This is a genomic window from Cellvibrio sp. (assembly GCF_039207905.1).
GTDB lineage: Bacteria > Pseudomonadota > Gammaproteobacteria > Pseudomonadales > Cellvibrionaceae > Cellvibrio.
Genome location: NZ_JBCECX010000035.1, coordinates 1 through 16,661, shown reverse-complemented (window position 1 = coordinate 16,661; position 16,661 = coordinate 1). Strand labels below are relative to the sequence as shown.

At 47.8% G+C, this 16,661-nt stretch carries 18 protein-coding genes; 2 read left to right on the top strand and 16 right to left on the bottom strand.

Annotated features, from left to right (window positions below; translation table 11 throughout):
• Positions 1-154: 154 nt before the first annotated feature.
• The 4 genes from AAGC78_RS17540 to flhA all read right to left on the bottom strand — a co-directional run bounded on the left by AAGC78_RS17540 (position 155) and on the right by flhA (position 5,783).
• Positions 155-898 (bottom strand): RNA polymerase sigma factor FliA, encoded by a 744-nt coding sequence (locus AAGC78_RS17540; protein WP_435785402.1) that lies wholly within the window; start codon positions 896-898, stop codon positions 155-157.
• Between the two features lie 95 nt (positions 899-993).
• Positions 994-1,818, bottom strand: coding sequence for a MinD/ParA family protein (locus AAGC78_RS17535; protein ID WP_435785401.1), 825 nt, complete (start codon positions 1,816-1,818; stop codon positions 994-996).
• Positions 1,819-1,990: 172 nt separating this feature from the next.
• Complete coding sequence (gene flhF / locus AAGC78_RS17530; RefSeq protein WP_435785400.1) at positions 1,991-3,508, bottom strand: flagellar biosynthesis protein FlhF; 1,518 nt, start codon at positions 3,506-3,508, stop codon at positions 1,991-1,993.
• A gap of 49 nt (positions 3,509-3,557) precedes the next feature.
• Positions 3,558-5,783, bottom strand: coding sequence for a flagellar biosynthesis protein FlhA (flhA, locus tag AAGC78_RS17525; protein ID WP_435785399.1), 2,226 nt, complete (start codon positions 5,781-5,783; stop codon positions 3,558-3,560).
• A 168-nt stretch (positions 5,784-5,951) separates the two neighbouring features.
• Between flhA and AAGC78_RS17520 the strand changes: the two genes are divergently transcribed.
• Together AAGC78_RS17520 and AAGC78_RS17515 are read left to right on the top strand one after the other, a co-directional pair.
• Positions 5,952-6,197 (top strand): type II toxin-antitoxin system CcdA family antitoxin, encoded by a 246-nt coding sequence (locus tag AAGC78_RS17520; protein WP_435785398.1) that lies wholly within the window; start codon positions 5,952-5,954, stop codon positions 6,195-6,197.
• A complete protein-coding gene (locus AAGC78_RS17515; RefSeq protein WP_435785397.1) occupies positions 6,197-6,511 on the top strand; it encodes a CcdB family protein in 315 nt (104 codons plus the stop codon). The genes AAGC78_RS17520 and AAGC78_RS17515 overlap by 1 nt, the downstream gene beginning before the upstream one ends.
• A 9-nt stretch (positions 6,512-6,520) precedes the next feature.
• On the opposite strand, the gene flhB is transcribed toward AAGC78_RS17515, so the two are convergent.
• The 12 genes from flhB to AAGC78_RS17455 all read right to left on the bottom strand — a co-directional run bounded on the left by flhB (position 6,521) and on the right by AAGC78_RS17455 (position 16,627).
• Positions 6,521-7,675: a flagellar biosynthesis protein FlhB gene (gene flhB, locus AAGC78_RS17510; RefSeq protein WP_435785396.1), complete on the bottom strand. Its 1,155-nt coding sequence runs from the start codon at positions 7,673-7,675 to the stop codon at positions 6,521-6,523.
• 9 nt (positions 7,676-7,684) lie between these two features.
• Complete coding sequence (gene fliR / locus AAGC78_RS17505) at positions 7,685-8,470, bottom strand: flagellar biosynthetic protein FliR (protein WP_435785395.1); 786 nt, start codon at positions 8,468-8,470, stop codon at positions 7,685-7,687.
• A 6-nt stretch (positions 8,471-8,476) separates the two neighbouring features.
• On the bottom strand, positions 8,477-8,746 hold the full coding sequence (gene fliQ / locus AAGC78_RS17500; RefSeq protein WP_435785428.1) for a flagellar biosynthesis protein FliQ: 270 nt from the start codon (positions 8,744-8,746) through the stop codon (positions 8,477-8,479).
• Positions 8,747-8,762: 16 nt separating this feature from the next.
• Positions 8,763-9,623: a flagellar type III secretion system pore protein FliP gene (gene fliP, locus AAGC78_RS17495; protein WP_435785394.1), complete on the bottom strand. Its 861-nt coding sequence runs from the start codon at positions 9,621-9,623 to the stop codon at positions 8,763-8,765.
• A gap of 2 nt (positions 9,624-9,625) precedes the next feature.
• Complete coding sequence (gene fliO / locus AAGC78_RS17490) at positions 9,626-10,258, bottom strand: flagellar biosynthetic protein FliO (protein WP_435785393.1); 633 nt, start codon at positions 10,256-10,258, stop codon at positions 9,626-9,628.
• A gap of 12 nt (positions 10,259-10,270) precedes the next feature.
• The gene (gene fliN / locus AAGC78_RS17485) at positions 10,271-10,678 is read right to left on the bottom strand and encodes a flagellar motor switch protein FliN (RefSeq protein WP_435785392.1); all 408 of its coding nucleotides are present in this window, start codon (positions 10,676-10,678) and stop codon (positions 10,271-10,273) included.
• Positions 10,668-11,726, bottom strand: coding sequence for a flagellar motor switch protein FliM (fliM, locus tag AAGC78_RS17480; RefSeq protein ID WP_435785391.1), 1,059 nt, complete (start codon positions 11,724-11,726; stop codon positions 10,668-10,670). Before fliM ends, fliN begins: the two co-directional genes overlap by 11 nt.
• A gap of 10 nt (positions 11,727-11,736) precedes the next feature.
• On the bottom strand, positions 11,737-12,297 hold the full coding sequence (locus AAGC78_RS17475; protein WP_435785390.1) for a flagellar basal body-associated FliL family protein: 561 nt from the start codon (positions 12,295-12,297) through the stop codon (positions 11,737-11,739).
• A 211-nt stretch (positions 12,298-12,508) separates the two neighbouring features.
• Positions 12,509-14,038, bottom strand: a complete 1,530-nt coding sequence (locus tag AAGC78_RS17470) for a flagellar hook-length control protein FliK (RefSeq protein WP_435785389.1) — start codon at positions 14,036-14,038, stop codon at positions 12,509-12,511.
• A gap of 153 nt (positions 14,039-14,191) precedes the next feature.
• Positions 14,192-14,521 carry an Hpt domain-containing protein gene (locus tag AAGC78_RS17465; RefSeq protein ID WP_435785388.1) on the bottom strand — a complete coding sequence of 110 codons (330 nt, stop codon included), beginning with the start codon at positions 14,519-14,521 and terminating at the stop codon, positions 14,192-14,194.
• Between the two features lie 42 nt (positions 14,522-14,563).
• Positions 14,564-16,273, bottom strand: coding sequence for an ATP-binding SpoIIE family protein phosphatase (locus AAGC78_RS17460; RefSeq protein WP_435785387.1), 1,710 nt, complete (start codon positions 16,271-16,273; stop codon positions 14,564-14,566).
• Positions 16,274-16,321: 48 nt separating this feature from the next.
• A complete protein-coding gene (locus AAGC78_RS17455; protein WP_435785386.1) occupies positions 16,322-16,627 on the bottom strand; it encodes an STAS domain-containing protein in 306 nt (101 codons plus the stop codon).
• Between the last annotated feature and the right edge of the window lie 34 nt (positions 16,628-16,661).

Here is a 16,661-nt window from a genome sequence, read left to right as displayed (position 1 = left end):
TAGTAGGAGTTGAAGCTTCGGCCAGTTCCGGCGCACAAATCTTCAACTTTTAATTCGAATCATAGCCCAAATTGCTGATAACGCTGGTTATTTGCCCAAATATCAACCACCGAAAAAGACTTTTCGCCTGATTCGCTTACTATTTAAACAGTGATTACGCGGATTGCCAATCAGACAGCTTGTTGCGCAAGCGCGCTGCCGCTTGACTATGGATCTGACTAACACGGGATTCACTTACACCGAGCACCATGCCAATCTCTTTCAGGTTTAATTCCTGATCGTAGTAAAGCGCTAATACCATGCGCTCACGCTCGGGCAAAACGGCTATCGCATCGACCAGTGCTTTTTTGAGACCATCGCGTTGAATACCTTCAAGCGGGCTGGCAAATGCGCTGCTGTGCTCGGATGCATCGATGTTGCTGTCTTCTTCGCCAAAGGTTTCTTCATAGCTGAATAAGCGGCTGCCGTTGGAGTCTTGCAACATGACATAGTATTCGTCGAGCTCTACCCCAAGCTCTGCGGCAACCTCAGCATCGCTCGCATCGCGACCAGTGCGCGCTTCGACAGCAGCTACTGCCTGGGACACTCTGCGAGCGTTGCGATGCACGGAACGCGGAACCCAATCACCACGACGCATTTCATCCACAATTGCACCGCGAATACGGATACCCGCATAGGTTTCAAAACTGGCACCACGAGAGGCATCGTATTTTTGGGAGGCTTCGATAAGACCGATCATGCCGGCCTGGATAAGATCGTCTACCTGCACGCTCGCAGGCATACGCATCATCATATGATAGGCAATACGCTTCACCAACGGTGCGTAGTCTTCGATTTTGATCTGCGCATCGAGTAAGGTTTTTTTATCGTACATGGCTAAACCATTGACTGCGGCCATCGAGCACCTTCTGTTCAGCAACATCAGGATGCGTTACCGTTAATTCGGCAACACATCCTTTTACATCCATACTTTTTTCACTGTGAAGCAATGAGCTAACGCGCATTCGCGGCCTGCAACAAACGCTCTACAAAAAACTCAAGGCGACCCGTTGGTGAATTTGGTAAAGGCCATTTATCCACTACTTGGGCAAGCGCGCGAATCGCCACCGCTGCTTTTGAGGTTGGAGCAAACTCCAACAGTGCTTTTTGTTTCTGTACTGACTTACGTACATTTTCATCAAACGGAATTTGACCGACGAATTGCAAAGTCACATCCAAAAAACGCTCGCAGACGGTATTTAATTTGTTAAACATATTGATCCCTTCCTGCGGAGTGCGCGTCATATTCGCAACCACGCGGAAGCGCTGCATCCCATACTCTTTATTGAGTAATTTGATCAACGCGTAGGAATCGGTAATAGATGATGGTTCATCGCACACCACAATAATCACTTCATTGGCGGCGCGAACAAAACTGACTACGGTGTCGGAAATACCGGCAGCAGTATCAATAACAAGAATGTCGACCTGATCGGACAAATCATTAAATGCATTGATCAAACCGGCGTGTTCAGCCGAGCTCAACTCCGCCATACGCTGTACGCCGGAAGATGCGGGAACGATTTTCATACCGGCAGGGCCGGTTACCAAAACATCGGTCAGACTGTGCGTTCCCGCCAACACATCAGCCAAGGTGTGAGTGGCGCGAATGCCGAGGAGCACATCGACATTGGCCAAGCCGAGGTCGGCGTCTAACAAGACTACGCGACGGCGCAACTCTGCCAGCGCAATACTGAGGTTAACGGAAATATTGCTCTTACCTACCCCGCCTTTGCCGCCGGATACCGCGATCACTTGTACTGGTCGCATTTGGCTCATCTACACATAACTCCAAACCTGTTCGTTGAGTTGTGCGCTGGAGAGTCGCAATTTCTGCGCTCAACTTAGCCAGGGCACACCAATGGTGAACTGAGTATAGATAGAGATTGGTAAATCATCCGACTAATTTCAGTTTCACCAGCAAATTTCCGTGGTTATAACTGTTTACTGATTAAGAAACCGCCGATGCTGGATTAGCTTTGAGCAAGGCGACAGCTTTTGATACCAATTGGTGAGCGCGCGCCACTTCCAGATTCTTGGGGATATCCTGTCCATCAGTGGTGTAAGCAATCGGCAGACAGTTCTGCATGACTACACCCAGTGCTTCACCAATGCTGGCAGTTTCATCGAGCTTGGTCAGCACACAACCTTGCAAACGCGCAGCACCGTAAGCGTGGATCGATGCTTTCAGCATTTGCGCTTGGCTATTGCATGACATCACCAAATAGGTTTTTACCTGTTGTTGATCCGCCAAGGCTTTGAGCTGGGCTTTCAAATGTGGATCGCCATGGCGGAAACCGGCGGTGTCAATCAAGACCAACGAACAATGACGCAAGCTGCGCAATACGGTATCAAGCGGATTTGCCTCATCCACTACGCGCACAGGTACACGCAAGATGCGCGCGAGTGAACGCAATTGATCGTGCGCGGCGATGCGATAAGTATCGGTAGTGATCAGCGCCACTTTATCGGCACCGTGCTGCAACACATAACGCGCGGCCAATTTTCCGATGGTAGTAGTTTTGCCCACTCCGGTTGGGCCAACAAATGCAAACACGCCACCTTGATCCACGATATCGCGACCACTGATCGGCAATTGATGCGCAAGATTCGCCAATGCGTCCGGCCAGGCATCGCTCAGGGTTTTGGTTTTGCTGCAAGAGTTAATCACTTTGGCAATCACATCTTTCGGTAAGTTCAATCGCTCAAGACGACGCGCAACACTCGCCAAAATAGGAGAATCAATTGGAGTTGATTGCTGACCAGTCAAGCGATCCAGTTGTTGCTCAAGCAGGAAACGCATATCGGCGATCTCTGCTTGCAGGTCATTCAATTGTGAAGCGTGATCCGAGGTTTCCGGCACTGCAGCAAATGATTGTCGGGCTTGCGCCTCTTGTTGCAATGTTTCTTTAAATGAAGCCTCTTTGAATGAAGCTGTTTTGGTTGCTACAGGCGCGGCATCAACCAACGGATACTTCTCTGCGGCACTCATACCTTTCATTGGCTTTTGTACAGCGGCAGTGGCATGACGAGGAATGCCGGCATTAACAACGGTATTTTTACCTACTAAAAATTCTTTGGCTGACTCTTCCGCCTTACGCGCTGCAATCATGCGCAGGCGAGCTTTTTCAATATCATCGGCCAATTGCGCACCGGTTTTTCCAGCGTTAGGGTGAGCTGCCGCTATCTCGCTAATCACCGGCGCAACTTTGCGCGGTTGATTGCTATTCAATGCACGCGGGGAAATATCACCATCACTTAACAATGGCTCGCTCGCCGCAAAGGTGGATTCAGCAAACGGACGGTTTTGCAGCTGTTTAAGCTCGTAATCAGATCCCATGGTCGTCAGCAATTCCACACCTTCAGGGATGCGATTGCTAGAGAGAATAATTGCATCTGGCCCCAATTCCTGGCGAACCAATTCCAACGCACGACGCATATCAGCAGCTACGAAACGTTTGACTTGCATATCCAACTCCTGCCCTGGGTGGGCGACCGTATCAAATTAATTAATTCAGTTACTTTTTATCAGCGCCGACACTCGCATCGATACTGATTTGCTTGTTGTCCGGGATCTCGTTGTAAGCCAACACGCGCATATCAGGAACGCTGTGACGTACAAAGCGCGACATCATGGGTCTGAGTGACGCAGCAACCAACAACACCAACGGCTTACCAGACAACTCTTGCTTTTGCGCTGCGCTAATCAGTGATTGCTGCAAGCGGTCGGCAAGCCCGGGCTCAATAAACGCACTGTCATCAGCGCCAGCTTTTTGTGCCTGTTGAACGGTATTTAGCAACAACTGTTCCAAACTCGGTTCAAGCGTGATTACAGGCAGGTTTCGCTCGTTTCCAACGATGTTTTGGACGATTTGACGGCAGAGCGCAATCCTCGCCAAGGACGTTAAAGCGGCGGGATCTTGACTCTTTATCCCTGCCCCCGCCAAGGCTTCGGCGATGGAGCGGATATCGCGGATGGGTACTCGCTCGCGCAACAGGTTCTGCAGAACCTTTAACAGCACGTTGATGCTGATGGTATTCGGCACCAACTCTTCCACTAATTTGGGTGATGTCTTGGCGAGCATGTCTAACAACTTTTGGACATCCTCGTGACCGAGCAATTCAAACGTGTGTTGCTGCAAGATTTGGTTGAGATGAGTTGCTACCACCGTGCTTGGATCTACCACTGTGTAACCCAAAGTCTGGGCCTGCTCACGTTGGTTCGGGTTAATCCAGATCGCGTCCAAACCAAACGCCGGGTCTTTGGTTTTAATACCATCCAAAGTGCCGAATACTTGCCCCGGGTTAATGGCCAACTCGCGATCCGGATAGACATCCGCTTCGGCCATAGACACACCCATCAAACTCAAGCGATAACCGGTTGGGTTCAAATCCAGATTGTCGCGGATGTGAACGGAAGGAATCAGGAAGCCCATCTCTTGCGATAACTTCTTGCGGACACCTTTGATGCGACCAAGCAGCTCCCCACCCTGATTCTTATCCACCATTGGGATCAGGCGATAACCCACTTCTAAACCAATCACATCGACCGGTTGCACATCATCCCAACCTAATTCCGGTGATTCAGGTGCTCCCGGTGGAAGTGCTGGAGCTGAACGCTGTGGCGCAAGATTAGCCGCAGAACCGCCACCACCGCCCGGTGGAACATCACTTGCCACACGTGTGCCTGCTGGGATGAATGAGTTGTCTTCTACGACGGCAGGCTGCTGCTTGCGCCAGTAAATGTAGTAGGCAACACCCGCACACAATATACCGAGACCGAGGAACGCAATGTGCGGCATTCCTGGAACAGTACCCATAATAATCAACATGATAGCGGCGACTGCTAATGCTTTAGGCGAGGTAAACATCTGCCCAACAACCAGCTTACCCATGTCCTCGGAGCTGTTAACACGGGTCACCAAAATCGCTGCAGCAACGGACAATAACAAACCGGGAATCTGTGCAACCAGACCGTCACCAATGGTGAGGATGGTGTATTTTTCGAACGCATCACTGAATTCCAGATCGTGCTGCATCATTCCGATGGCAAGGCCACCAAAGATATTGATAAACATAATCATGATGCCCGCGACCGCATCGCCGCGCACAAACTTACTCGCACCGTCCATCGCACCGTAGAAGTCAGCCTCAGAGGCTACTTCCTGACGACGAGTACGTGCCTGATCCTGGTCGATAAGACCGGCGTTCAAGTCGGCATCAATCGCCATTTGTTTACCGGGCATCGCATCCAGGGTGAAACGCGCACTTACTTCAGCGATACGACCAGCACCTTTGGTAACCACCACAAAGTTGATGATCATCAAGATGATGAACACCACTATACCGACCGCCAGATTCCCGCCGATCACAACGTGACCAAAGGCCTCGATCACCTTACCTGCCGCATCACCACCGTTATGGCCTTCCAGTAACACGACACGGGTAGACGCCACGTTCAAACCAAGGCGCAACAAAGTCGCAATCAACAAAATCGTCGGGAAGGCGGCGAAGTCGAGCGGGCGCAAGGCGTAGACCGCCACCAATAACACCACCAGCGAAAGGGCGATGTTGAACGTAAAGAAGATGTCCAATAACAGCGGCGGCATTGGCAAAATAATCATTGCCAACAAGATCATTAATAGCAGTGGAATACCCAGATTCCCGCGCCACAACCCTTTAAGCGAGCTTAATGCCGCGCGGTTGTTAACGCTGTTGAACTGGTTGAATGTAGGTAGTGCCATAAGTACGGATTCTTGACGGTGGATGCCAGTTTTCCGGGGTATCGCAAGAAGCGTACCGATTTATTAATCGGTTCAATTGAAGGCTCAAAATAGATTATTGTTTGACCAGCAATAAAAATGCGCATAACCTATGCGCATGTTGTTTTAACGCATTACTGAGCATGAAATATGAATGGTATTTACGATCCAAGCGCGCCTAAAAAAGCCACAAACTTGAGTATTAACAGTGAGTTACTACGTAAAGCTAAAGAGTTTGATATCAATTTGTCGGCCACCTTGGAACAGGCACTGATTGAGAAAGTGAAGCAGCGTCAGCGCGAGCTTTGGCTTTCAGCGAACAAAAGTGCCATTGATGATTACAACAGCTACGCAGAACAAAATGGTCAGCTCAGCGACAGCTTGCGGAGTTTCTAATGAGCCAATTCCGCGTCTACAGAAACGCTAGTGCAAGCAGCGACCATATTCCTTACCTGCTTGATGTGCAGAACGAATTATTGGCAAGCCTTGAAACACGAATGGTGATTCCGCTTATCCGGGAATCCAGTTTTAAAGGTAGCGGCATCACAACCTTGACACCCAAAGTGGAAGTCAACGGAGAATCCCTATTCCTGCTAACACCGCAAATGGCAGGGATTAGCAGGCGGCTATTAGTCGAAGAGGTTCACGATTTGAGTGACTTCCGCTATGAAATCCTGGCGGCGATTAACTTGCTGGTCATCGGATTTTAGTTAGCAGCATTAATCCACTTTACCCGATGCGTTGTAGCGCATATCACGCGGCACATTGATGTTGCGTGGATAATTTGGCTTATCGCCCTTCCCTTTACGATAGTTGCGCAGTTGGAATACGTACGCCAACACCTGCGCCACAGCCATGTATAAGCCTGAAGGGATTTGTTGATCCACTTCTGTGGTGTAATAAATTGCCCGCGCCAATACCGGTGATTGGATAATTTCAATCTTGTGCGCGTTGGCGATTTCACGAATTTTTAACGCCGTATGGTCGCCGCCTTTTGCGAGCATAATCGGCGTATCCATTGTCTCCGGGTCATATTGCAAAGCGACAGAAAAGTGTTCCGGGTTAGTGATAATCACATCGGCCTGCGGCACATTGGACATCATGCGACGCTGCGCCATTTCCCGTTGCAATTGGCGGATACGCCCTTTCACTTCCGGCTTTCCATCGGTATCTTTGGCTTCGTCTTTTTGATCCTGTCGCGACATTTTTAACTTTTTGTTGTATTCGTAAATTTGCAGCGGCACATCTATCGCCGCAATGATGATTGTCGTCGCAGAAAGCGCAATAGTGGCAAAAATGGAGATTTCTAACGAATGGATAATCGCGTTGCCGATACTCTCATCGGTTAGCCGAAACATATCCTGCGCATAAATTTTTAGTAGCCAAATAGTAGCGCCAAGAATAATTAAAACCTTGCCGAGCGATTTCAACAATTCGATCAACGACTTCACCGAGAACATTCGCTTAAGACCCGCCAATGGGTCCATACGGCTCAATTTCGGCTCCATCGCCTTGGCGCTGACATTCCAACCGCCCAAGGCAATTGGACCGACAATGGATGCAATCAAGAGAATTGCCATTAAGGGTGCAATGCTAAAAAGACCATCGTAAATTGCGCTGGCTAGATGCGCGATCATTGCATTGGGATCGTAAATCGTAGTGCGGTTAAGGACAAAGTTTTCGCGCGTGAGGCCAATAATTTTGCTGCCCATAAATTCCGCAAAAAAATACAAACCTAACGCCGCCAGCATTAACACTGCTGTCGTTGTTAAATCGCGCGATCGGGGAATCTGGCCTTCTTCGCGCGCCTTCTCGATCTTTCGCGCACTGGCCTCTTCCGTCTTTTCCTGACTGCTGTCGCCTTCTTCAGACATAACTACACTCTAGGGAGTCAAAGCCAAGGTACGCAGCACACCTATGCCCTCTTCCATAATTTCAAAATAAATTGGCAGGAAGTTGGCGAAGGTAAACCACATGAGAATAAAACCGAAGATCAGGGTAATAGGGAAACCCACAGTAAATACGTTCATTTGCGGCGCGGACCGGCTCATGACACCGAAGGACATATTGACGATCATTAACGACGTGAAAAGCGGCAGCGTAATTAATAATGCAGCGCTAAATAACCAGGAACCGAGATCAACAATCGTCATAAAATGCGCCGTGTTCATCCCTGGGCCACCGATGGGAAAGGTGGTAAAACTGTCGATCATCAATTGCAGTACCACCAAGTGAGCATTGCTGCTTAAAAATAACAGGGTAGAAAGCAACAAATAAAATTGCGATAAAATCGTTACGCTCACACCACTGGATGGATCGTTCATCGCCGCAAATCCAAGCCCCATTTTCATCGCCATAAATTGACCGGCAAGAATGAAAACATGCATTACCACTTGCATGGCAAAACCCAGCGCAAGCCCAATCAATACTTCTTGAATGATCATCACAAATGCTTGTGCAGATAAAAATGAAACCGTGGGTGCAGCTGGCAACACCGGAGCAAGCATGATTGCAGTAAATAGCGTGAGAATAATACGGACACGAGCAGGAACAGTACGGGCGCCGATAATAGGCACAGCGAAATAAAAGGCTCCAATACGCAGTAATGGCCAAAGGTACTGACCAATAAATTGCATGAGCTGCTCTTCGCTGATGATAAGTTCTTGCATCGCAATCTACCCGATCAAGGTAGGTACAGCCGAGTAAAGGCGATCAAATAAATCCATAAATTTGGTTAGCAACCAAGGGCCAGCCATCATTAAGGTGATCAAGGTTACAATCAGACGCGGCAAAAAGCTGAGGGTTTGTTCGTTAATCTGGGTAGCCGCTTGAAACATACTCACGATCAACCCCACGATCAAACCCGGGCCGATAATAACCAGCAGCATTAAAATCACCAGAAAAAAAGCTTCTGCGAACAAATCCATTACGACTTCGGGTGTCATCATAGAAAAACCTCCGTCATATACCGTAACTGGCGGCGAGCGTACCCACAATCATTGCCCAACCATCGACCAGAACAAACAGCATAATCTTGAACGGCAGTGAAATAATCAGTGGCGACAACATCATCATACCCATTGCCATAAGCACACTGGATACAACGATATCAATAACGAGAAAAGGGATAAAAATAATAAAACCAATCTGAAACGCGGTTTTTAATTCGCTGATAATAAATGCGGGAACCAAAATGCTGAACGGTGTTTGTTCCGGCTGTGCGATTGGTGGATGCTTGGCGATACCTACAAACAATGCGATATCGGATTCGCGAGTCTGCGCCAACATAAAAGCATGAAAAGGTGCGGCTGTTTTTGCCAATGCTTCCTGCGCACCAATTTGTTGGTTGATGTAAGGCTGCAACGCATCTTCATTCACCTTATTAATCACGGGCTGCATGATAAACAGCGTTAAAAATAATGCGAGACCAATCAAGATCTGGTTTGACGGCGACTGCTGTAAACCTAGCGCCTGTCGCAAAATAGAAAACACGATAATGATGCGCGTGAATGACGTCATCATCATTAGCAACGCTGGCAAAAATGTCAGCGCCGTCATAATCGCAAGAATTTGCAGCGTTACCGTATATTCCTGAGTGCCGTCAGCATTGGTTTTTACAGTCAAGGCAGGCAGGCCTGGAATTGCAGGCAAAGCGCCGAGATTGGACGGTGCAGTTTGTGTTAGCGGTAAACTACCTGAATTGGGATCAGCCAAAGGCGCCGGTGTTGTCTGTGCAGAAACAAAACTCGCACAAAACAGCAGCACCATTACCATCAACGACTGTAAAACGATGCGTTGTTTAATCATCAAAAAGTTGATCATAATTATCCCTGCGACGCGGAACCGTTTTTGTCATTCGATGAAGGCCCTGACTGCTTCTGCTGCAAAATTGTCATTAATTTGCGGCTGAAATCGGATTGAGCTTCAGGTTTATTATCAATAACAATTGGCTCTGCAAATACATGGAGAGTATTAATATTGGTTGGTGTAATCCCTAGCAACAGCTGTTGACCACCGGCGTCAATCAGCACAATACGCTCACGTGTTCCAAGCGGCATTGACGATAGAATTTTAAGTTGGGAATTGCCCGAAAAAGCCCCACCACCAAACCGTTTAACAAATTGGGATAAGGCATAAATCAGCGCAATAATGGCGATCAATCCCAAAGCAACATTGACCAGATGTCCACCACTGCCAACTTTTGGCGGTGCCTTTGCAGCGTTTTGTTGCGCATCGGTCTTTTGATAAAACGGAGTAACTGTCTCGGCGGCTGATGATTGCAAGCTGGATGCTACTGAAGAAACTGCTTTATCTTGTTGCGCTGCCTGAGCTGATGAAACGTCTGTAGTTGCAGAAGATGTTTCGGCATAGGCAGAAGAAGTTGAAAATAAAATCGCGACCAACATCAACCACCGGCAGGCCACGAAAGCGCAAGAAACTTTTGATCGTAACAACATTCTTAAACGTTCCTAGCGCAGTTTTTTAATACGTTCTGCCGGGCTGATAACATCGGTCATGCGTATGCCGAATTTCTCATTCACCACAACTACTTCGCCGTGTGCGATCAAGGTGCCGTTAACCAGTACATCCAGCGGTTCACCGGCAAGGCGATCCAATTCAATTACCGAACCCTGATTAAGCTGCAGCAAATTGCGAATGGTAATAGACGTACGCCCTACTTCCATTGAAATTGAAACGGGAATATCCAGAATGACATCCAGATCAGGGCTGCCTGCGGGCTGCTTTAACACTTCATTTTTTAATTCATCAAAGGATACCGCGCTGGCAGCCATGGCCTCATCAACATCGGCCTGTTCTGCCATAGCAGCAGCCCAATCATCTGCCATCGAATCTTGATCAACGTCATCACTTGCCATTTTTTCCACCTGTATTTGTACTGTCTTTGGTGCCGTTTGCACCGCCAGATTTTCCATCGCCTTTTGTGCCAGTGATATTGTAGGCACTACTGCGATCAATAAATTCACGGATTTTTAAACTCAAAAATCCGTTGGTTTGCCCCAACTGTGTTCTAAACATTGGGACACCGTTTGCTGTTAATACATGATAATCAGGGAATTCGATGGGGATAATATCGCCTTCCTTTAAATCAACGATGTCACGCAGGGTAATGTCGCGGCGAACAATATCGCATTCCAAATCTACGCTCGCAGATAACACATCTTCACGCAGTGCTTTCTCCCAACGCTCATCATGTTCATCGCTATCACTTTGTAAACCGGCATCCAACACCTCACGGATGGGTTCAATCATCGAATAAGGAACAGTGATGTGCATTTCGCCACCACCGCCATCAAGTTCGATATGAAAAGTGCTAACCACTACCACTTCACTGGGGCTAACGATATTTGCAAGTGAGGGGTTTACTTCGGAATGGACGTACTCAAAATTAATGGGGAATACCGCTTTCCAGGCTTCGGTTAAATCGATAAACGCCTGGTTTAATACCATTTGCACAACGCGCAACTCGGTCGGGGTAAATTCGCGGCCTTCGATTTTTGCGTGGCGACCATCACCGCCAAAAAAATTATCTACTAACTTAAACACCAAACGTGCATCAAGAATAATCAGTGCTGTTCCACGCAACGGACGAAATTTCACCATATTCAAACTGGTGGGTACATAAAGCGTATGAACATATTCACCGAATTTTTGAATCTGTACGCCGCCGACAGAAACGTCAGCTGTTCTGCGCAATAAGTTAAACATACTGATGCGGGTATAACGCGCAAAACGCTCATTGATCATCTCCAGCGTGGGCATACGCCCACGCACAATCCGATCCTGACTGGTGAGATCATATGTTTTAACCGTACCGGGCTCTATGTCCGCTTCGGTATCTATGTCACCGTCATCGACGCCGTGGAGGAGCGCGTCGATTTCGTCTTGCGAGAGAAGATCTTGCACAGATGTTTCCTTATTGCATTACAAAATTGGTAAACAACACTTGTTCGACATTTGCAGAGGAAGTCTCTTCGCTTTTACCCGCAGCCCCCAGAGCCTCTTGTTCTTTTTTGACATAGTCACGGATTATTTGCAGCGCTTCTTCACGCAACTTGTCCTTACCTTCCGGAGTTTGCAGCTCCTCAAAATTTTTCCCGCTCAGCAACATAACCAAACCATTGCGAATGGCGGGCATGTGCAACTTCAATAAATTCTCAAGTAATGGGTCGCGATACATCAAGGTGATCGCCGCTTGCAGATAACGTTGGCGACCATTTACGTTGAAATTAATCGTAAAGTTGGGCTTCATTTCATAATAAATAGCGGGCGCAAGATCTTCTTTAGCATGCTCTTTCGTTTCTCCCGCTTTACCCGCCTCTGGTGCTGGTGATAACACCTTCAGCGCAACGACAGTACCGCCAACTGAAATAGCGATAAGCGCTACCGCGATACCAATCATTAGAAATAGCTTTTTCTTTTTGGGAGCAGCTTCAGCACTGCCTGCATCATTTTTTGCTTTTGGGGCTGCCGCCATGTCAAAACTCCGTCACTTTCAGAGGCTAAAAGGGTTTCAGCAATACCTATGCCAGTATCGCCCTTGAAAGCTTAGCAGCGGATGAGGGGTTTGCGAGGAAGAAGGAAGATAAATAGAAAAGAAATGCGATACAAAACAATGGCGTAGAGAAGCTGATCAACTTGGTCAGCTTCTCGCCAGCACTGAAAGGAAATTGGGCGCCTAAGCTCGCTTAAGCGTAATGATCGACCAGTCGCATGGAGATTGCTTGAGTCATTGCCACTGGCGCCAACTCTTCATCGTCTACATCGAGATTAGCCTGACCTTTGTTTGCCTCTCCCTGCTCTCGCTCCTGTTGCGCGAAAGATTTATCAGAGACATCCACATTGACCAGATTCAAACCTTGCTCCGAAAACATTTCGCGCAGACGGTTTAACTGCTGATCAAGAGCATCGCGCACCACTGGATGTGGACTGGTAAAGGTAATATTCGCCTGATCCTGATTAACACTGACTTTTACCTGCATAGGACCAAGCTCGGGCGGGTCTAACCGTATTTCAGCAGAGCTAACATTTTGCGCCGCAAGCCACAGCACCTTATCGCCAACAGCCTGGCTCCATTGCGGAGTACCCACAGTGACGGGAACACCCGTTTGCACGACAAACGCTCGCGCCGCTGGAGATTGGGCTTCAGTTAGACGGCCAAGCGATTCAACCAGGGCACCGACGGGAGATGCTTTTGCCAGTTCCGGAGCAGGTGTAGCCTTATCTAAATTGCTAGTCGTTAAGTTGGTTTCGGTTAATTTATTAAGCGCGGCCTTTGAATTTAGCAGCAGAAAATCCGGGTTTTCTCCTACGTCTATATCAACAGTCGCCTCGCCCTCTTCAGGAGTAACTGAAGCAGCTGCGGTATCCACTGACAAGTCATCAAGGCCGTTACCGATCAAGCCTTCGCTAATCAGCTGCACTGCCGGTGTTTGCGTGGTCGGTTGCGTCTTGGCAGACAATCCAGCAGCTATTTGCCCAAGTCCAATCTGCGCTTGAGCTGGCGCCACCAGTGGTGATAGCTCGACACTCTCATCTTCAGGCAGGTCGGACTGCGCCTGCGGCGAATTTCCCGCTAGCAAGCTCGCATCCTGCAACAATGGATCAACATTTGTCAGGTCAACAGACTCTTGATTTTCTTCATCCGAGACCTGCAAAGTGTTATCAGATAGTTCCACCAAATTGTCTAAATTTAATGGGGAATTAGTTATTTCACCGCTGAAATCAGAAAGCACCTCATCGTCCTCTTCAGAAAGAGGAATAGTTAAGTCCAAACTCTCAATTGGTGTGTCAGTTAGAGCTTGAGGTACGGCGCACTGAATTACCGTAGCATCTTCCGAGGATTCTCTGTCAGCATCATCAACGGGTTGCTTGTCTGCTTTTGCATTCCGCAATGGAGAAGCGCTTTTGACACCCGCATCAACAGCCTTACTATCCTCAGTAGACGATTTTTTCAACTCGTCTGTAGGAGACTCTTGCCGTGATACTTTTTGGCTAGCTGCTTTTGCTGCTGGGCGCGCAGTATCTGGACGTTCAGCAGGGGGCGCCTCTTTCCGGGCAACCGGCTTGCGGGCGGCAACTTCTGGCCTTGCCTGTTCGAGCGCTTGCTGGAACTTTTCTCCCGTTTCAGCACGGGTTTTTGCTGCGGTTGTTTTCGCTGCAGCAGTATTTGCGCCGGTTGCGCCCATTAAAGCGTTTAGGAGATTGCCATTATTCATCTGCTGTTCCTGCTATGACCCACGGCAAAGGATTGCCGCTCGATCAGCCAATGGTTAGGTTCAACAGGATAATTGCAAAGCAAGTGCCAAATTGGCTATTACGGAGGGATATCAATCCAAAAACAAAAAGCAGAACTGATAAAAAATTAGAAACTACAGGGAGCGCAGCAAGTTTTGAACCTGAGCAAATTCCCGCTCTATCGCGGAAAGATCAGCCACCAAGCCATCAAAGTTGTTCGCCAGTGCTTTTTTCTCCAAAGCGGAACATAAAGCAGACAGCTGCAGTGCGCCAATATTACTACTACTTCCCTTAAAGCTGTGAGCTGCACGACGTATTGCATCTGCATCTAAACTTTCGATAACCGTATGTAAAGTTCTGACCCGCTCGGTAGAATCCTGAACAAAGGTGTCGATCAATAACGCGAAATCATCCTCCATTACATCTTTAAGCGTTGTTAAGGTCTCGTAATCCAGATGTTCCATTGATTGGGATCTCATCACTGTTTAAAGATAATTACCGTCTACTCAGTCATCACTCACCCAGGAAAAGGCGACTTCCACGATATTACCGCAACCGAGATAGGTTACGGTACCACAAAGCTTTTCTACCAGTGCGATGCCGCGCCCACTATAACCGAAAGAAGAAAGATTATCGGTCGACCGGGATTGATGATCAAAACCATTACCGCTATCTTCGATTCGAACCTTCAATAAACCGCCATTCTCATTGGTCTTATGGGCGATATAAATACGCACAAACCCTTCGCTCACTTCATTGATACGCTGTTCGCGCAGCACGTAATACTCCGAAAAACCATCCGGTGTTCGCTTGAGTTCCGAGTCCAACTTTAAAACGCCGTGCTCCAATGCATTGGTATAAAGTTCGGCAAGAATAGTGTAAAGCGTACTGCTGAACGCGCGCAGGCTGGGCACTTCCATCAGTACATTCAACAACATAGGAAGAGGATCAAATACTTTGAAGCTGGTGGGTTTTACTTCAAAACTCATTGTCCATTCGATTTCAGAGTTGCCAAAACGATCGCTGGCCTCTTTGGAAAAGCTATTTACTTTGGCTGGTTCATCCATGCGGATTTCCAACAAGGACAAGTCATCATCCTTCTCTCCATTGCCAACGAATTGTTGTACTCCCTCAATGATGTCATTAAATAAACGTTCAGGATTGCGGTTGCGACTAAAGACTTGCTGCAACCGCTCTTCACCAAACATTTCACCTTCGGAATTGCGCGCTTCGTGAATACCGTCCGACCACACAAAAATCCGATCATTTTCTTCAAGATCAAAATATTCGCAGTTGTCTTTAAACGCGCGATTGGATAAGACACCAAGAGGCAAATGTGTGGATTTAACCGCAGTAACTTTGCCGCTTCTGTTATGGTAGACAAAACAATCCGGCAAACCGCCATTCCAGATTTTTAATTTCTTCTTACGGAAATTAATATCCATCATGGTGGCGCAACAAAAAATTCCCACGGGCAAAATATTTTTCAGCTTGCCATTAATTTCACGCAGGATATCAGTCATCGAAAAACCTTTTGGCACCATGCCATAAAAGGTCGACGCAAGTGGCATAGCGCCAATTGCAGCAGGCAAACCATGCCCGGTGAAATCACCTAGCAATACCATCATGCTACCGTTCGGCCGCATTGCAGCAACCAGCACATCACCATTAAATACAGCTAGCGACGATAAAAAATACCGGACATTACTCGCATTCAGGCAACCGCTGTGCGCCACATTATCAAATACATGTTTTGCGACAGTCTGCTCTTGCAGCAAGCGATTGTTGTACTGCACGATTTGGTTACGCTGCGTAACCATAGTACTGTGCAATTCACGCATACGGTTAAACGATTTAATTTTTGCCTGGAGGATAATGCGATTGTAAGGCTTTGAAAGAAAATCATCGCCGCCCGCATCCAGACACTGAACCAAAGATTCGGTATCAGAGAGCGACGTCAGAAAAATAATAGGAACCAACTCATCGCCCGCCAGTTCTTTAATCTGGCGCGCCGCGCCGAAACCATCAAGTTCCGGCATAAGGGCATCAAGTAAAACGATGTCGGGACGTTCAGAGGAGTAGACTTGAATCGCTTCAAGTCCGTTGCAAGCAGAAACTACGTGATGGCCTTCTTTGCGTACGATGCTTTCGAGTATAAGCCTATCGGAGTCCGTATCATCAGCGACCAAAATTTTTAAACGACGTACATCATTCATAAATTCGCTTCCATACATCCCTCAACACGCACCGAACTGGCCTTTCACCTATTGGATATCAAATAACTGCTCAAAATTGGAAATGAGTAAAATCTTTTTAACATCAGGGGCACAATTCACAATCTGGATACTGGACTGCTCACCACCTGCGTAGTCGCGCAGCAATAAGAGCATGCCCAACGCCGAACTATCCAGATACGAAGTACCCTGTAAATCCACCCGATAATGTGTCGGGGTCTGGGCCAGTTTTTCATAAGCCCCGCGAAACTCCTGATGGGAACTGAAATCGAAGCGGCCCTGTATATAAATAGTGACTTGATTGCCATCAGGGGATACTGTTGACGTGATCGCCATGTCTTACCTCATCAAAAAACTTCTGAACATTCCT